Source organism: Pokkaliibacter plantistimulans (assembly GCF_003194385.1).
Classification (GTDB): domain Bacteria; phylum Pseudomonadota; class Gammaproteobacteria; order Pseudomonadales; family Balneatricaceae; genus Pokkaliibacter; species Pokkaliibacter plantistimulans.
In genome coordinates this window covers 21579-36050 of record NZ_LAPT01000027.1, presented here as the reverse complement: position 1 = coordinate 36050, position 14472 = coordinate 21579, and the positions used below count along the sequence as shown (strand labels likewise).

At 52.6% G+C, this 14472-nt stretch carries 13 protein-coding genes; 2 read left to right on the top strand and 11 right to left on the bottom strand.

What is annotated here, in order from left to right:
- Positions 1-83: 83 nt before the first annotated feature.
- Positions 84-2003, bottom strand: a complete 1920-nt coding sequence (dnaK, locus tag WH50_RS06730; RefSeq protein WP_110186643.1) for a molecular chaperone DnaK — start codon at positions 2001-2003, stop codon at positions 84-86.
- A 119-nt stretch (positions 2004-2122) separates the two neighbouring features.
- Positions 2123-2698, bottom strand: a complete 576-nt coding sequence (grpE, locus tag WH50_RS06725; RefSeq protein ID WP_110186642.1) for a nucleotide exchange factor GrpE — start codon at positions 2696-2698, stop codon at positions 2123-2125.
- A gap of 241 nt (positions 2699-2939) precedes the next feature.
- Between grpE and recN the strand changes: the two genes are divergently transcribed.
- On the top strand, positions 2940-4610 hold the full coding sequence (recN, locus tag WH50_RS06720; protein WP_110186641.1) for a DNA repair protein RecN: 1671 nt from the start codon (positions 2940-2942) through the stop codon (positions 4608-4610).
- A gap of 113 nt (positions 4611-4723) precedes the next feature.
- On the opposite strand, the gene fur is transcribed toward recN, so the two are convergent.
- On the bottom strand, positions 4724-5155 hold the full coding sequence (gene fur, locus WH50_RS06715; RefSeq protein WP_104156839.1) for a ferric iron uptake transcriptional regulator: 432 nt from the start codon (positions 5153-5155) through the stop codon (positions 4724-4726).
- A gap of 84 nt (positions 5156-5239) precedes the next feature.
- Here fur and WH50_RS06710 point away from each other — a divergent pair, with 84 nt between their 5' ends.
- Positions 5240-5599 (top strand): outer membrane protein assembly factor BamE, encoded by a 360-nt coding sequence (locus WH50_RS06710; protein ID WP_110186640.1) that lies wholly within the window; start codon positions 5240-5242, stop codon positions 5597-5599.
- Positions 5600-5711: 112 nt separating this feature from the next.
- Here WH50_RS06710 and WH50_RS06705 read toward each other — a convergent pair whose 3' ends face one another.
- The 8 genes from WH50_RS06705 to WH50_RS06670 form a co-directional block, all read right to left on the bottom strand.
- Positions 5712-6029: an RnfH family protein gene (locus tag WH50_RS06705; protein WP_243410020.1), complete on the bottom strand. Its 318-nt coding sequence runs from the start codon at positions 6027-6029 to the stop codon at positions 5712-5714.
- On the bottom strand, positions 6016-6453 hold the full coding sequence (locus WH50_RS06700) for a type II toxin-antitoxin system RatA family toxin (protein ID WP_110186639.1): 438 nt from the start codon (positions 6451-6453) through the stop codon (positions 6016-6018). Before WH50_RS06700 ends, WH50_RS06705 begins: the two co-directional genes overlap by 14 nt.
- A 63-nt stretch (positions 6454-6516) precedes the next feature.
- Complete coding sequence (locus WH50_RS06695) at positions 6517-7872, bottom strand: sodium-dependent transporter (RefSeq protein ID WP_110186638.1); 1356 nt, start codon at positions 7870-7872, stop codon at positions 6517-6519.
- Between the two features lie 272 nt (positions 7873-8144).
- Positions 8145-8888, bottom strand: coding sequence for a 23S rRNA (guanosine(2251)-2'-O)-methyltransferase RlmB (gene rlmB, locus WH50_RS06690; RefSeq protein ID WP_104156843.1), 744 nt, complete (start codon positions 8886-8888; stop codon positions 8145-8147).
- Positions 8889-8940: 52 nt separating this feature from the next.
- Positions 8941-11421, bottom strand: coding sequence for a ribonuclease R (gene rnr, locus WH50_RS06685; protein ID WP_110186637.1), 2481 nt, complete (start codon positions 11419-11421; stop codon positions 8941-8943).
- A gap of 222 nt (positions 11422-11643) precedes the next feature.
- Positions 11644-12939: an adenylosuccinate synthase gene (locus tag WH50_RS06680; RefSeq protein WP_110186636.1), complete on the bottom strand. Its 1296-nt coding sequence runs from the start codon at positions 12937-12939 to the stop codon at positions 11644-11646.
- A gap of 33 nt (positions 12940-12972) precedes the next feature.
- Positions 12973-14166: an ATP phosphoribosyltransferase regulatory subunit gene (locus tag WH50_RS06675; RefSeq protein ID WP_110186635.1), complete on the bottom strand. Its 1194-nt coding sequence runs from the start codon at positions 14164-14166 to the stop codon at positions 12973-12975.
- A 24-nt stretch (positions 14167-14190) separates the two neighbouring features.
- Entirely contained in the window at positions 14191-14388 is a 198-nt protein-coding gene (locus WH50_RS06670) for a DUF2065 domain-containing protein (RefSeq protein WP_110186634.1), read from the bottom strand.
- Positions 14389-14472 lie beyond the last annotated feature (84 nt).

Sequence of the window (14472 nt, the reverse complement as noted above, 5' to 3'; positions counted from 1 at the left end):
CGCAGTCTACCTGCGCCTTCGTCAACTTCAAAGCCAAGTTGTCAGCGAATTACGTGGATAATCCGCTAACAAGTGAAAGACTCTTACTTCTTGTCATCCTTCACTTCTTCAAACTCGGCGTCAACCGCATCATCCTGCTTGGCACCAGCATCCTGAGCGCCACCTGAAGCCTGCTCCTGGCTTGCAGCTTCTGCATACATTTTTTGCGCCAGACCAGACAGTGCCTCAGTCAGTTCCTCTGTTTTGCTGGTGATGACGTCTTTATCATCCCCTTTAAGCGCTTCTTCCACCGCCTTGATTGCTGCTTCAATCTTTGCTTTCTCTTCAGCAGTGGCCTTATCACCAGCATCCTTCAGCGTCTTGTGGGCAGTGTGAACCATGCCGTCGGCACCGTTACGTGCCTGCACCAGCTCCTCAAACTTCTTGTCTTCGGCAGCATTGGCTTCAGCGTCACGCACCATCTTTTCAATCTCTTCATCACTCAGACCGGATGAAGCCTTGATAACGATAGACTGCTCTTTACCTGTGGCCTTGTCCTTAGCAGAGACGTTCAAAATACCGTTGGCATCGATATCAAAGCTGACTTCGATCTGTGGTACACCGCGAGGCGCGGGAGGAATATCAGACAGATCGAAACGACCCAGCGATTTATTCTGAGTAGCCTGCTTACGCTCACCCTGCAAGACATGGATAGTGACAGCAGTCTGGTTATCGTCAGCAGTCGAGAACACCTGCGACTTGCGAGTCGGAATAGTGGTGTTCTTGTCGATCAGCGGAGTCATCACGCCACCCATGGTTTCGATACCCAGCGTCAGCGGGGTGACGTCCAGCAGCAGCACGTCTTTTACATCACCAGACAATACGGCGCCCTGAATAGCGGCTCCAATTGCTACCGCTTCGTCGGGGTTTACGTCACGACGTGGCTCTTTACCAAAGAAAGCCTTCACTTTCTCCAGCACCATCGGCATACGAGTCTGACCACCAACCAGAATAACTTCGTCGATTTCAGCAGGCTTCAGACCGGCATCATTCAACGCGATACGGCAAGGCTCCAGTGAGCGCTGCACCAAGTCCTCAACCAGAGACTCCAATTTGGCGCGGGTCACCTTGATGTTAAGGTGCTTGGGACCTGTTGCATCAGCAGTGATGTATGGCAGGTTAACGTCAGTCTGCTGAGCAGAAGACAGTTCAATCTTGGCCTTTTCCGCAGCTTCTTTCAGACGCTGCATGGCCAGAGGGTCACCCTTCAAATCAATGCTGCTTTCCTTTTTAAACTCGCTGGCCAGATAGTCAATCAGCGCCAGGTCAAAGTCTTCACCACCCAGGAAGGTGTCACCATTGGTAGACAGTACTTCAAATTGTTTTTCACCATCAACATCAGCAATCTCGATGATAGAGATATCGAAAGTACCACCACCCAAGTCATAGACAGCGATCTTGGAGTCGCCTCCCTTCTTGTCCATACCGTATGCTAGTGCCGCGGCAGTTGGCTCGTTGATAATACGTTTGACATCCAAGCCCGCGATGCGGCCAGCATCTTTGGTTGCCTGACGCTGAGAGTCATTGAAGTAAGCAGGAACAGTAATAACCGCCGCGGTGACTTCTTCACCAAGATAGTCCTCAGCGGTCTTTTTCATTTTTTTCAGCACTTCAGCAGACACCTGCGGAGGAGCCATTTTCTTGCCTTTGGCTTCTACCCAGGCATCGCCATTGTCAGCGCCAACAATTTTGTACGGCACCATCTTGATGTCTTTCTGCACGACATCATCAGCAAACTTACGACCGATCAGACGCTTGACTGCATACAGGGTGTTATGAGGATTGGTAACGGCCTGGCGTTTGGCAGGCTGACCAACCAACACTTCGCTGTCGTCAGCATAAGCGACGATAGAAGGCGTAGTACGTGCGCCTTCAGCATTTTCAATGACGCGAACCTTATCCCCCTCCAGTACGGCCACGCAGGAGTTGGTGGTTCCCAAGTCGATACCAATAATTTTGCCCATAGTATTCAAACCTCAGAATTCATTCTCAGGGGAGCACCTTGCTCCCTAAATCAGCTTGGCTTGTAAGGTTGGTCCGCTTTCAGTTATTTCAAGTCCAGACCTTACTTTTTTTAACAACTTCAGGCCTTACCTTTAGAAACCACCACCATCGCAGGACGCAGCAGGCGACCATTGAGGGTATAGCCTTTCATCATGACATCAACGACCTTGTTCGCATCCATTTCCGGGTGCGGAATCATGGTCACCGCCTGATGCAGGTCTGGATTAAAGTCTTCGCCGACAGGATGCACAGTACCAACATTGAACTTTTCCAATGTTTTGACAAACAGATCGAGGGTCATCTCCACCCCTTCACGCACAGCCAGCAGATGCTCGTTGTCCCCCTGAGACGACTGAATGGCTCGCTCCAGATTGTCGACGATGGGTAGTAGCTCACCGGCAAACTTTTCCAGCGCATAACGATGTGCCTTTTCCACTTCCTGCTCGGCGCGACGGCGGCTATTCTGCATCTCTGCCTGTGCACGCAGCGCCTGCTCACGAGCGTCATTGAGCTGCTGTTTCAGCTGGTCTACTTCGCTCTGCAACGCTTCAACACTAGGTTCAACATCTGCAGTCTGCCCAGCTTCACACTGCTCTTCTGCAATCGCGTCCTTCACTTCGTCCTGCTCAGGGACAGTGTTCTCGTGGTTCGCCATGGGCCAATCCTCTTAAGCTGTTGGTTAAGTCTTAACAATCTCTGTTCATTCATCACCGGCAAGGCATTGCCTTGGTGCCCCCACCAGATAGTCAGGGGGAACAAGTTGGGCAGCAATATGGGAACGATCACAGCACTTTCAAGTCATCACACTGTTTAAAATGTCAGCAAAAAGCCATTGCGCTAGACGAAAAGCTGGATAAACTACTGGATATAAAACCAGTCTATGACGGGGAAACGTCATGCTCTGCCAACTTACCATTCGCAACGTTGCTATTGTTGAACATCTGGATCTCGAGCTTCCCGGCGGGATGCTTGCCATCAGCGGCGAGACAGGTGCAGGCAAGTCCATCATGCTGGACGCATTGGCTCTGGCACTCGGTGACCGGGGCGATGCTGGCTGTGTCCGACACGGAAGTGACAAGGCAGATATAAGCGCCTGCTTTGATATTCAAGCCATTCCCCAGGCACAGGAATGGCTGGCAGAGCGCGAGCTGCTTCAGGATCATCAATGCATCTTGCGCCGCACTATCAGTGCCGAGGGCAGATCACGTGCTTGGATCAATGGCCAGCCATGCAATTTACAAGAGTTACGACAACTGGGTGAACATCTGCTGGAAATCCATGGCCAGCATGCTCACCAGAAACTACTCAATCCCCACACCCATCAGTACTTTCTTGACGACTATGCACAACTGACAGAAGCAACAACAGCAGTTAACCTGTCATTTAAAAGCTGGCAGAAGCGCTTGCAGCACTGGCAAACAGTGCAAGAACGTAGTGAAGAAGATCAAGCGAAGGTACAGCTATTGAGTTATCAGGTAGAGGAGCTTCAACAGCTGAATGTGCGCCAGGGCGAGCTTGAGGAACTGGAGCAGGAGCAGAAAATCCTTGCCAATGCCGAACATAACCTGCGTTTAGGCCAACAACTTGTCGAGCTCACCCGCGATGGCGACGAGAACCTGCAGGATCAGTTACGTCGATGCCGTTCATTGCTTAATCAGATGCAATTGCCACGCTCCATCTTGGATGAAGTCGACACGTTACTTGATAGTGCTGCCATTCAATTGGATGAGGCAATGAACTCACTTCAGCACGGTCTGGATCAGTGTGAGATCAGCCCCGAACGATTACAGGATGTTGATGAGCGATTGCATCTGATTTATTCCCTCGCCCGGAAACATCGTATTGACCCTTATGGGATTCCGGCATTTCAACAGCAGTTAGAATCAGAGCTGGCAGAGCTTAATATTGATGATAACCAGTTGGCCGCTCTAGAGGCAGACGTAGCAGTTCATCTTGAACGCTATCTGATGCTGGCCGAGAAACTCAGTGAACAACGCCAACAAGCAGCAGAACGTCTGAGCAATCAAGTAGTGGAACAGTTACGTGCATTGAGCATGCCTCATAGCCGCTTTATTGCTCAGGTCAGCCGCCTGGAAGCAGCACAATACAATGCCAAGGGTATTGACCAGGTCGAGTTTTTATTAAGCGCCAATCCTGGCCAGCCACCACGCGCCCTGCATAAAGTGGCCTCTGGAGGGGAGTTATCACGCATCAGCCTGGCCATTCAGGTCGTGGCCGCTCACGCCAGTACCATGCCTACCTTGATTTTTGATGAGGTGGATGTCGGGATTGGCGGTGCTGTTGCGGAGGTGGTTGGCAAACTGCTGCGCCAACTGGGAGATCGGGTACAGGTCATGTGTGTTACCCATCAGCCGCAAGTTGCCGCTCAGGCGCATCATCATTTATTTGTCAGCAAAGAGGTTCGCCAAGGTCTGACCCACTCTCGCATTCATCGCCTAAGTGATAATCAGCGAGTAGACGAAATTGCCCGTATGCTAGGTGGCTCTGAGCTTTCCCATCATGCCCGAGCTCATGCCGAAGCAATGCTCAACCAGCTTCCACACTGAGTTTTAAAGTAATGTAGGTGCACACGACGTCTCTGAAGAAATGAAAAAGCCTGCGCATGCAGGCTTTTTAGTTAAACGCAGTCATCATAGATGAGTACGCCTGAAGATAAGGATCAGATCTTCCTTTCTTTATCAGCATCTTTATAGATGCCATACAGGTAGATAGTCCGATCAGTCAGGATAAAACCATTCTCTTCGGCAATTTCCTGAAGACGTTTGTTGATAACAGGGTCAGAAAACTCACGTACAACACCTGATTTCACGCATACGATATGGTCATGCTTGTCATCCGATGACAGTTCGAATACCGAGTGGCCACCTTCAAAATGATGACGTACCACCAAACCTGCAGCTTCGAACTGAGTCAGCACGCGATAAACGGTGGCCAGGCCAACATCCTCACCCTGCTCCATCAGAATCCGATAGATATCTTCTGCACTCCAGTGATCCTGTTCACCAGCCTGCTCCAGGATCTGATAGATCTTGACACGCGGGAGGGTGATCTTCAGGCCGGCTTTGCGCAGCTCTTGATTTTCTAATGCCATAAGCAAATTCTCTGTGCTCTTCGCAGTAGGTGGCAACATCATGTATTATTCCGTGCCAACGAAGATATTGGAAGTCATTAGGCAATGCAAAAAGCACTCATTTTAAGCTGCTCCTTGCTTCTAGGTGCCTGTTCATATTTCCCGGGCATTCACCGCATTGAAGTCCAGCAGGGCAATCTGGTTACTCAGGACATGCTCAACCAGCTCAAGCCTGGTATGACCAAAGCGCAAGTGCGCTACGTGCTTGGCACGCCATTACTGGTGGACACTTTCAATCAGCAGCGCTGGGACTATATCTATCGCCTTGAAAAAGCCGATGGCGAACTGGAGAGCAAGACTATCAGCCTGTACTTCCAGAACGACAAGCTAGCCAACGTACAAGGCGATATGCGCCCGGGCGCACCTGCTGAGAGCGGCCCGACTGCGGCAGATAAAGCCCAGTAATGACCATATCAGTCTGATCAGTCGGCAGCTTTTGCCTGCTGATCAGCCTCTATTTACGCTACCTTCAAACATCCCTTTTATAGCCCACCGCTACCTTACACTGCCACGATGTTTAATCTGCTCGGCCAGCCTTGGCCTTAGCTGCCCGATTAGCACGTGCCTGCTTCGGATCTACTTTAAGTGGTCGATATAATTCAACCCGCTCTCCTTCGCGCAGTGCCTGCTGCTTTGGATTACGTACCGCTTTCCCAAAGATTCCCATGGGTTGAGTTTCAGGATCAATTTCCGGGTAGTAATCTACAATGCCCGACTGCACTACGGCCTGGTAAAGGCTGCAACCTTCCTCAATTTGCAGAGGGATGATCATTTGATCAGTAGGCAAAGCATATGCCACTTCGACACTGATCATCTTTGCTTCAGGCTTTGCCATAAAGTACCTCTGCCCGTTTGCAGAACGCCTCTACCATCGTGGTAGCAATCTGGTTGAACACCTTGCCCATCGCCATTCCGGCCAGCTTGTTAGCAAAGTCAAAGCTGAGACTGAGCGACACTTTACATGCCTGCTCATTCAGTTCCTTGAAATCCCACTTACCGGTCAGCTTCCGAAACGGCCCTTCAACCAGCTCCAGCTGAATGAAGGCTGGACGCTGCAGTCGGTTCCTGGTCGTAAAGGTGTACTTGAGACCCCCTTTACTTACGTCAACAGAAGCCACCATCTCCTCATCAGTGACCGAAATGATTCGGGTCGCGGAGCACCAGGGCAAAAACTGTGGGTAGGCGGCCACGTCGTTCACGATATCGAACATGGATGCAGCTGAGTGCATGACCAACGCACTGCGATCTACCGTTGTCATGAATCCTCCTAAAAGCGGGTGCCACTGCACCCGCTGTCTCGCAGATCGTACTCTCTACCGAACTTACTGGAAGAACAGGTTAAAGATAAACACTGTCAACACAAGTATGGGGGCTACAAAACGGGTCACATAGAACCACAGTTTGTATGAGAGAGCAGAAACGCCCAGCTCTTCGTGGCTGAAGCGGCTCTTGACGATCCAGCTGGAGAAAATGGCGACGAACAGACCACCCAGCGGCAACATAATATTGGCGGTCACATAGTCGAGGAAATCAAAGATCCCTTTACCGAACAGGTGCACGTTGCTCCACTCGTTAAATGACAACAGTGCTGCAATACCCAGTAACCATCCGACTACGCCCAGCACCAGACATGCCATCGGGCGACGGAAACCAAAGCGCTCAACCAGGAAAGCGATCGAGGGCTCCATCAGTGAAATGGCGGATGTCCAGGCTGCAATAGCGACCAGCACAAAAAACAGGAAACCAAATATCTGCCCCATCGGCATATTGCCAAAGGCAACCGGCAGAGTGACAAACATCAGCCCGGGACCTGCACCGGGATCCATATTGTTGGCAAAGACGATAGGAAAAATAGCCAAACCGGCAACCAGAGCAACGAAGGTATCCAGGAACACAACCGCCATCGCAGTGCTACCAATAGACGCTTGCTTTGTCATATAGGAACCATAGGCAATCATGGTCCCCATTCCCAGACTGAGGGTAAAGAAAGCATGCCCCAGCGCAACCAGCACCGCATTCCAGGTCAGCTTTTCAGGCTCAAAATCAAACATAAAATGGAACGCATCAGCAAAACGCCCAGTGCTGATACCATACCCCAGCACCACAAACAGAAGAATAAACAGCGCAGGCATCAGTATGCGGATACTGCGCTCCAGCCCTTCATTAACCCCTTTGACCAGCACGATCATGCTTAGAAAAGCAAAAACACTGTGCCAGATCAGCATGGTCACGGGGTCAGCCAATAGCCCCTTGAACGCCGCGCCTACCTGCTCAGCGCCAGCACCATTAAAGGTTCCCTGCGCCATATCGCTGACGTAGGCTAACACCCAACCGCCCACTACCGAGTAGAAACCAAAGATCAGAAAGCCAGCGAGTGCGCCCATCCAGCCAACAAATTGCCAGTTGGTACTGCGGCCAGACTCCTCTGCAACGTCACGCAGCGAGTTTGCAGGGCTTTGCCGACCACGACGACCGATAAACACTTCCGCCATCATCAGCGGCAAACCGATCAGCGCCACGCACAACAGATAAACCAGAACAAAGGCACCACCGCCGTTAACGCCAGTGATGTAAGGAAACTTCCAAATGTTACCCAATCCCACTGCAGAACCGGTCGCCGCCATGATAAATACCCAGCGACTGGCCCACATGCCATGAATGGACTCTTTTTTTAGCATCTCTTTTGTCTTCTCAGGAATCGAAAAAGCGGGAGATTCTTTCCCAACTTTTCATCAGTTGCAAGCCAGTGCGCGACATACTTTTCCAATTGCGACAAGCTAACACCGCCAGCGCTCGTATAACCTCGAACGCTGGCAGCAGGTATAAAGCCCTCGGGAAACAGTAACTCGTTATGACGTTAGGCAGCGTTCGGCCGGTCCCCAAAGGTAACAACCAACTTGCAAATCTGACATCACGGCATATCCACCAGCAGGCTAGCGTGAACGCTCAATCAGAGCTGGCGTTGACGTACCGCCTCAAACAGACACACTCCCGTAGCAACTGAAACGTTCAGGCTACTGACCTCTCCAGCCATCGGAATGCTGACCAAGGTGTCACAGCACTCCCGTGTCAAACGCCGCATACCACTGCCTTCAGCGCCCATGATCAGTGCCATCGGCCCTTTGAGGTTGGCCTCATAGACGGTTTGTTCTGCCTCGCCCGCCGTACCAATCATCCAGATACCCCGTTCCTGCATGCTGCGCAGGGTACGAGCAAGGTTGGTTACCTGTACGTAAGGCACGGCCTCAGCGGCTCCACAAGCTACTTTGACAGCGGTGCTGTTCAGTGGCGCAGATTTATCTTTGGGGGCGATCACCGCGTGAACACCTGCGGCATCCGCAGTACGTAAACAGGCACCCAGATTATGAGGATCTGTCACGCCGTCCAGCACCAGAATAAAGGGGGTATCCTCCAACTGGTCCAGATAAGTTTCCAGCCAGTTCTCAGTCTGCGCACGTTGCGGTTCAACCTTCGCCGCAACCCCCTGATGCACCCCCTCAACCTCGGCATCCAGCTCCTGGCGACTGACAAGCTTGACCTTCACAAACTTGCTTTGTGCCAGTTCCAGTATTGTTTCAATGCGCTGGTCCCGGCGTCCCTGCTGTACCCATAGTTCGCGAATACGCTTGGCATCCCGCTTCAGCAAGGTCTGCACACTATGCAGACCAAAAGCCCAATCCAAATTCTGTGACATGTCTATTACTCAGTCCGGCAACTAGGCCGAGGTCAATCTTATGCAACGTTACTCAATGTGGCTGCGCGTGCTTTTTATTGGCGCGGCTGGTTTCTTTGGCCTTACGCTTGGCCTTGATACTGGCCTTTACCTTCGCCTTACGTGCTTTCTTTTCCTTACCAGCACTGGCAGTACTGCTGTCCTTGGGTTTACGGCTGCCCACTCCTTTACCACCTGACTTTGCCCCGGTCGTACCGACTTTTTCTTGCGACGCCGTTCGTGCAGGTGCAGGAGGAATATCGCCGTCACGCAAGCGATCCCGAACGGACTTACTCACCCGGCGTGCCGGTCCTTCTATCAGTTCAAAGTCGATTTTCCGCTCATCCAGATCGACGCGACTGACTCTTACCCGTACCTGATCACCAAGACGGAAGCTCTTGCCGGTACGCTCCCCTTTCAGACGCTGGAAGGCGGCATCGTAATGATAGTAGTCACCGGGCAGTCCACTGACATGCACCAATCCTTCAACATAGACTTCACTCAACTCGATAAAGCAGCCGAAGTTGGTCACTGCAGAAATGACGCCGTGATATTCCTCACCTACCCGGTGACTCATGTACTCGCACTTCAGCCATGACACGACATCACGCGATGCTTCGTCGGAGCGGCGTTCGGTCGAGGAACATTGTTCACCCAAAGCCACCATGGCCTGTAGATCATAGTGGTAGCCATACAGCGCCCCTTCATTCTGCTCACGACGCAGCAAAGCACGGATAGCACGGTGCACCAGCAGATCAGGATAGCGGCGGATAGGTGAAGTGAAATGCGTATACGCCTTGTAGCCCAGGCCAAAATGCCCCTCATTATCGGGGCTGTATACCGCCTGACTCATAGAGCGCAGCAGCATGGTCTGGATCGGGTGATAATCTGGTCGCTGCTGAATACTGCTCAGCAGTGCCTGATAATCAGAAGGCTGCGGTTTGTCGCCGCCACTGAGGTTCAGACCCAGCGGTGCCAGATAGGCTCGCAGCTTATCCAGACGCTCGGCTTTTGGCCCTTCATGGATACGATACAATGCAGGCAACTTGTTCTTTTGCAGGAATCGGGCAGCACAGACGTTGGCACACAGCATACATTCTTCAATCAGGCGGTGAGCCTCATTGCGCTGCACTGGTACCACTTGATCAATCTTGCGCCCCTCACCGAACACAATACGCGTTTCCGTTGTTTCAAAATCGATCGCACCGCGCACATCTCGTGCTACCCGCAACGCATGATACAACTCAAACAACGCTTCCAGATGGGGTACCAGCGCCGAATAGCGCTGCCTCAGCTCTTGACCATCACTGCTGTCAGGGCGCTCCAGCATCTGGCTGACCTTGGTATAGGTCAATCGTGCCCGCGACTGGAACACCGCCTCATAGAATGTATATCCACTGATATTCCCAGCGGCACTGATCGTGGTCTCACACACCATAGCCAGGCGATCTACCTGAGGGTTAAGCGAGCACAGACCATTAGAGATCTTCTCCGGCAGCATGGGTACCACCTGCCCCGGGAAGTATGTGGAGTTGCCGCGTTTCAGTGCTTCCTGATCCAGCGCCGTTCCGGGGCGGATATAGTGAGACACATCGGCGATAGCAACATATAAGCGCCAGCCTCCGCCTTTCTTACGTTCAGCGTAGACGGCATCATCAAAATCGCGGGCGTCTTCACCATCAATGGTCACCAGCGGCAGATGACGGAGATCGACTCGCCCTTGCTTGTCAGATTCAGCCACTTCTTCCGCGATGGCATCCAGTTCCGCCAGCGCCTCATCGGACCATTCATTGGGTATGCCGTAGTTGTAGATAGCAACCTGGGTTTCCATACCTGGCGCCAGATGATCGCCCAGAATCTGAACAATTCGACCGACAGCGTGGCCGCGCTTACTGGGATATTCATCAATTTCGACCAGGACAACCTGCCCCTGACGAGCACGGACACTGCCATCAGCTCGGATCAGTACATCCTGAGCGATCTTGGTGTTATCCGGCGTGACAAACGCGTTGCCGTACTCTTCGAAGTAGCGACCAACTAGGCGAGAAACCGCACGCTCAACCACTTCAACGATGGCCGCCTCACGTCGCCCCTTGAAGTCTTCACCACGCACTCTCACTAGTACCCGGTCACCATCAAACACCGCTCGCATCTGACGCTCGTGCAGATAGAGATCGTCAGAGCCATCGTCCGGCACGACAAATCCGAAGCCATCACGATGTCCCATCACGCGACCAGCGATCAGGTCCATCTTGTTGACAAGGCCGTATCCCCCTTTGCGGGTAAAGATCAGCTGTCCATCTCTTTCCATCGCCCGCAAACGACGACGCAGGGCTTCGATACGCTCTTCGTCATGCAGTTCCAACGCCTCGCACAGCTGCTCGTGAGTCGCTGGACCCGCGAAGTTCTGCAGATATTCCAGCAAAAACTCGCGACTGGGTACGGGGTTATCGTATTTTTCAGCTTCTCGCTGTGCGAAGGGGTCATCATTTAGTGGGGGATTGTGATCGGACACTGGCGATCTCCTAGGTAGGAATCCTGGCGAAACCGAACCACGCGATTCGGACGCTGCCCAAAAAGCAGCTCTGTATTTTTGCGCGATGCCAGCACCGTATCGAGATAACGGCAATCTGCTGCGCAACAGTCATGATTAAACACTGTCCTCCTTCCGGTACACACCAGAAAGCGTAGACAAAAAACACAAGGGGGCTCAAGGCCCCCTGCTCTTCACTGTGTTTTACAGTGAGAATGGCTCGCGCAGAACGATGGTTTCGTTGCGATCGGGCCCGGTAGAAATAATATCCACAGGCACACCCACCAACTCTTCCAGGCGGCGGATATAAGCCAGAGCAGCCTCAGGCAAGTCCTCCAGGCGTTTAACACCAACGGTGGACTCACTCCAGCCAGGCATCTCCTCGAACACCGGAGTGACTGCTGCATACCCTTCACTATCGATAGGATTGACTACGTCATTGCCCCGCGCATCGCGATAATGAGTGCAGATACGCACCACTTCCAGACCATCTAGCACATCAAGCTTGGTCAGACACAAGCCACTGATGGAGTTAATTTGCACAGACTGACGCAACAGTACTGAGTCAAACCAGCCGCAGCGACGAGCACGACCAGTGGTAGCACCAAACTCGTGGCCCTTCTGCGCCAGATGCGCGCCAACACTATCAAACAGCTCGGTGGGGAAAGGACCGGAACCGACGCGAGTCGTGTAGGCTTTGGTAATACCCAGTACGTAATCCAGATACAGAGGGCCAAAACCCGATCCAGTAGCGGTACCACCAGCGGTAGTGTTAGAAGAAGTAACAAAGGGATAGGTGCCGTGATCGATATCAAGCAGCGAGCCTTGAGCACCTTCAAACATGATGTTGGCGTCACCACGGCGATGATCATGCAACTCAGTTGTCACGTCAGCTACCATCGGACGCAGCTCCTCGGCCATCCGCAAGCTGTCAGCGAGCATAGTGTCAAAATCAATCGCAGCCACTTTGTAGTACTGAGTCAGTACAAAGTTGTGATACTCCAATACTTCTTTAAGCTTGGTGGCAAAACGTTCAGCATCCAGCATGTCGCCAACACGTAGCCCGCGGCGAGCGACCTTGTCTTCGTAGGCTGGACCGATACCACGGCCGGTAGTACCAATCTTGTTATTGCCACGCGCCGCTTCACGAGCCACATCAAGTGCAACATGGTAAGGCAGAATCAGCGGGCAGGCCGGGCTAATGCGCAGACGCTCGCGGACTGGAACACCACTGGTTTCCAGCTCTGCCATTTCCTTCAACAGAGCTTCTGGAGAAAGCACTACACCATTGGCGATATAACAGGTGACGTTGTCACGCAGGATCCCGGAGGGAATAAGGTGGAGAACGGTTTTCTTACCGTCGATCACCAGAGTGTGGCCAGCGTTGTGCCCCCCCTGAAAACGCACCACCGCAGCTGCCTGTTCAGTCAGCAAGTCAACAATCTTGCCCTTACCTTCGTCACCCCATTGGGTGCCCAGTACTACAACATTCTTACCCATAATAGTCAGGTCTCAATAATTCAGTTCGCGTATTCAGTTAGCCAGCGACACAACCTGCCACCGCTCTCCATCCCATTGCAGCTGCCGGTCACAGCGCAGTTCTCGCGGATCATCGCTCATGCCTGGCAAACCTGCCACGACCCGCTCCCCGCTCACGCGCAGTGCAGCAATACGCTCAGACAAAAGCGTATCCGGGTTGGCAGGAGCATAGATCCCCTTGGGTAACTCGACTTCCACCTGGTCAGAGAGTGCCACCAAAACCATCAGGTCAGCACTAAATCCAGTAGCAGGTCTGGCTCGGCCAAAAACGCGGCCGATATCATCATAACGCCCTCCCTTTGCCACGGGCTGGCCGTAACCGGGAACATAGGCGGTAAAAATTATCCCTGTATGGTAGTTATATCCACGAAGCTCGCTGAGATCGATATAGATATCCACCTCTGCGGAATACTGCTGAACGGCCTCAACGATATCACGCAGGTTTGCCAGTGCCGTACGCACTCCTGCAGGCGCTTCTGCAAATAGTGCCTCAGCCTGCTGCAACACCGTGACGTCTCCATTGAGACTGGCCAAAGCCAGCAACCACTCTGCGGCCTGCTTGTCAGCAACCTGAGCAGCTACATAGCTACGCAATTCGGTCAAAGATTTACGTTGCAGAATTTCGGTCAGGACCTCGGCCTGCTGTGCATCCAGACCAGCATGGCGAGCCAGTTGGCGGTAGATATCCACCTGATTCAAATCCAGTGTCACCGCCTGACGTACACCGGTAGTCCGCAAGGTTTCCAGCATCAGCTGAATAACCTCAACGTCCGAAGCAGCGCCATCGTGACCATAAAGCTCCGCCCCTAGTTGAAGAGGATTACGGGAAGCTTGCAGATACGCCGGACGGGTGTGCAGAACAGGGCTGGCATAACATAAACGCACGACACCAGTGTTGTGCAGACAGTGGGCATCAATACGCGCCACCTGAGGGGTAATATCTGCCCGCACCCCCATCATGCGACCAGTCAGCTGATCCGTCACCTTGAAGGTCAACAACTCCAGATCATGCCCTGTACCGGTCAGCAGCGACTCAAGGTATTCGATCAGAGGAGTCATGACCAAGTCATAGCCCCAGCCACGATACAGGTCTAGCAATTGACGGCGAACACTTTCAATGCGTTCAGCCTCGGGCGGCAGCACTTCTTTCACGCCATCTGGCAACAGCCAACGATCGGCAAGTGTCATCACGGTCTCCGCAAGCCTTGGGCTCTAATGAATCAAGTAAAGCAGGCATACACCTGCCAGCATACTTCCCAGCCCCCACAGGCGCAGCGAAAGATCACTCATGTCAGTTAACTGAGTCATCATCTGCTTCCAGCCTCGCGGGTTAAGAAACGGAAGAATGCCTTCCAATACCAACAACAGACAGAAGGCCAAGGCCAGTGTCTGCCAAAAGTCGCTGTTCATGGCTTTTCTGGCAGTGCTCGGTGGTGTTCGAGATACGGGCTCAGCGTATTACTGAGCCTGCAGGCGTTGAGGAAGAGCTCTGAG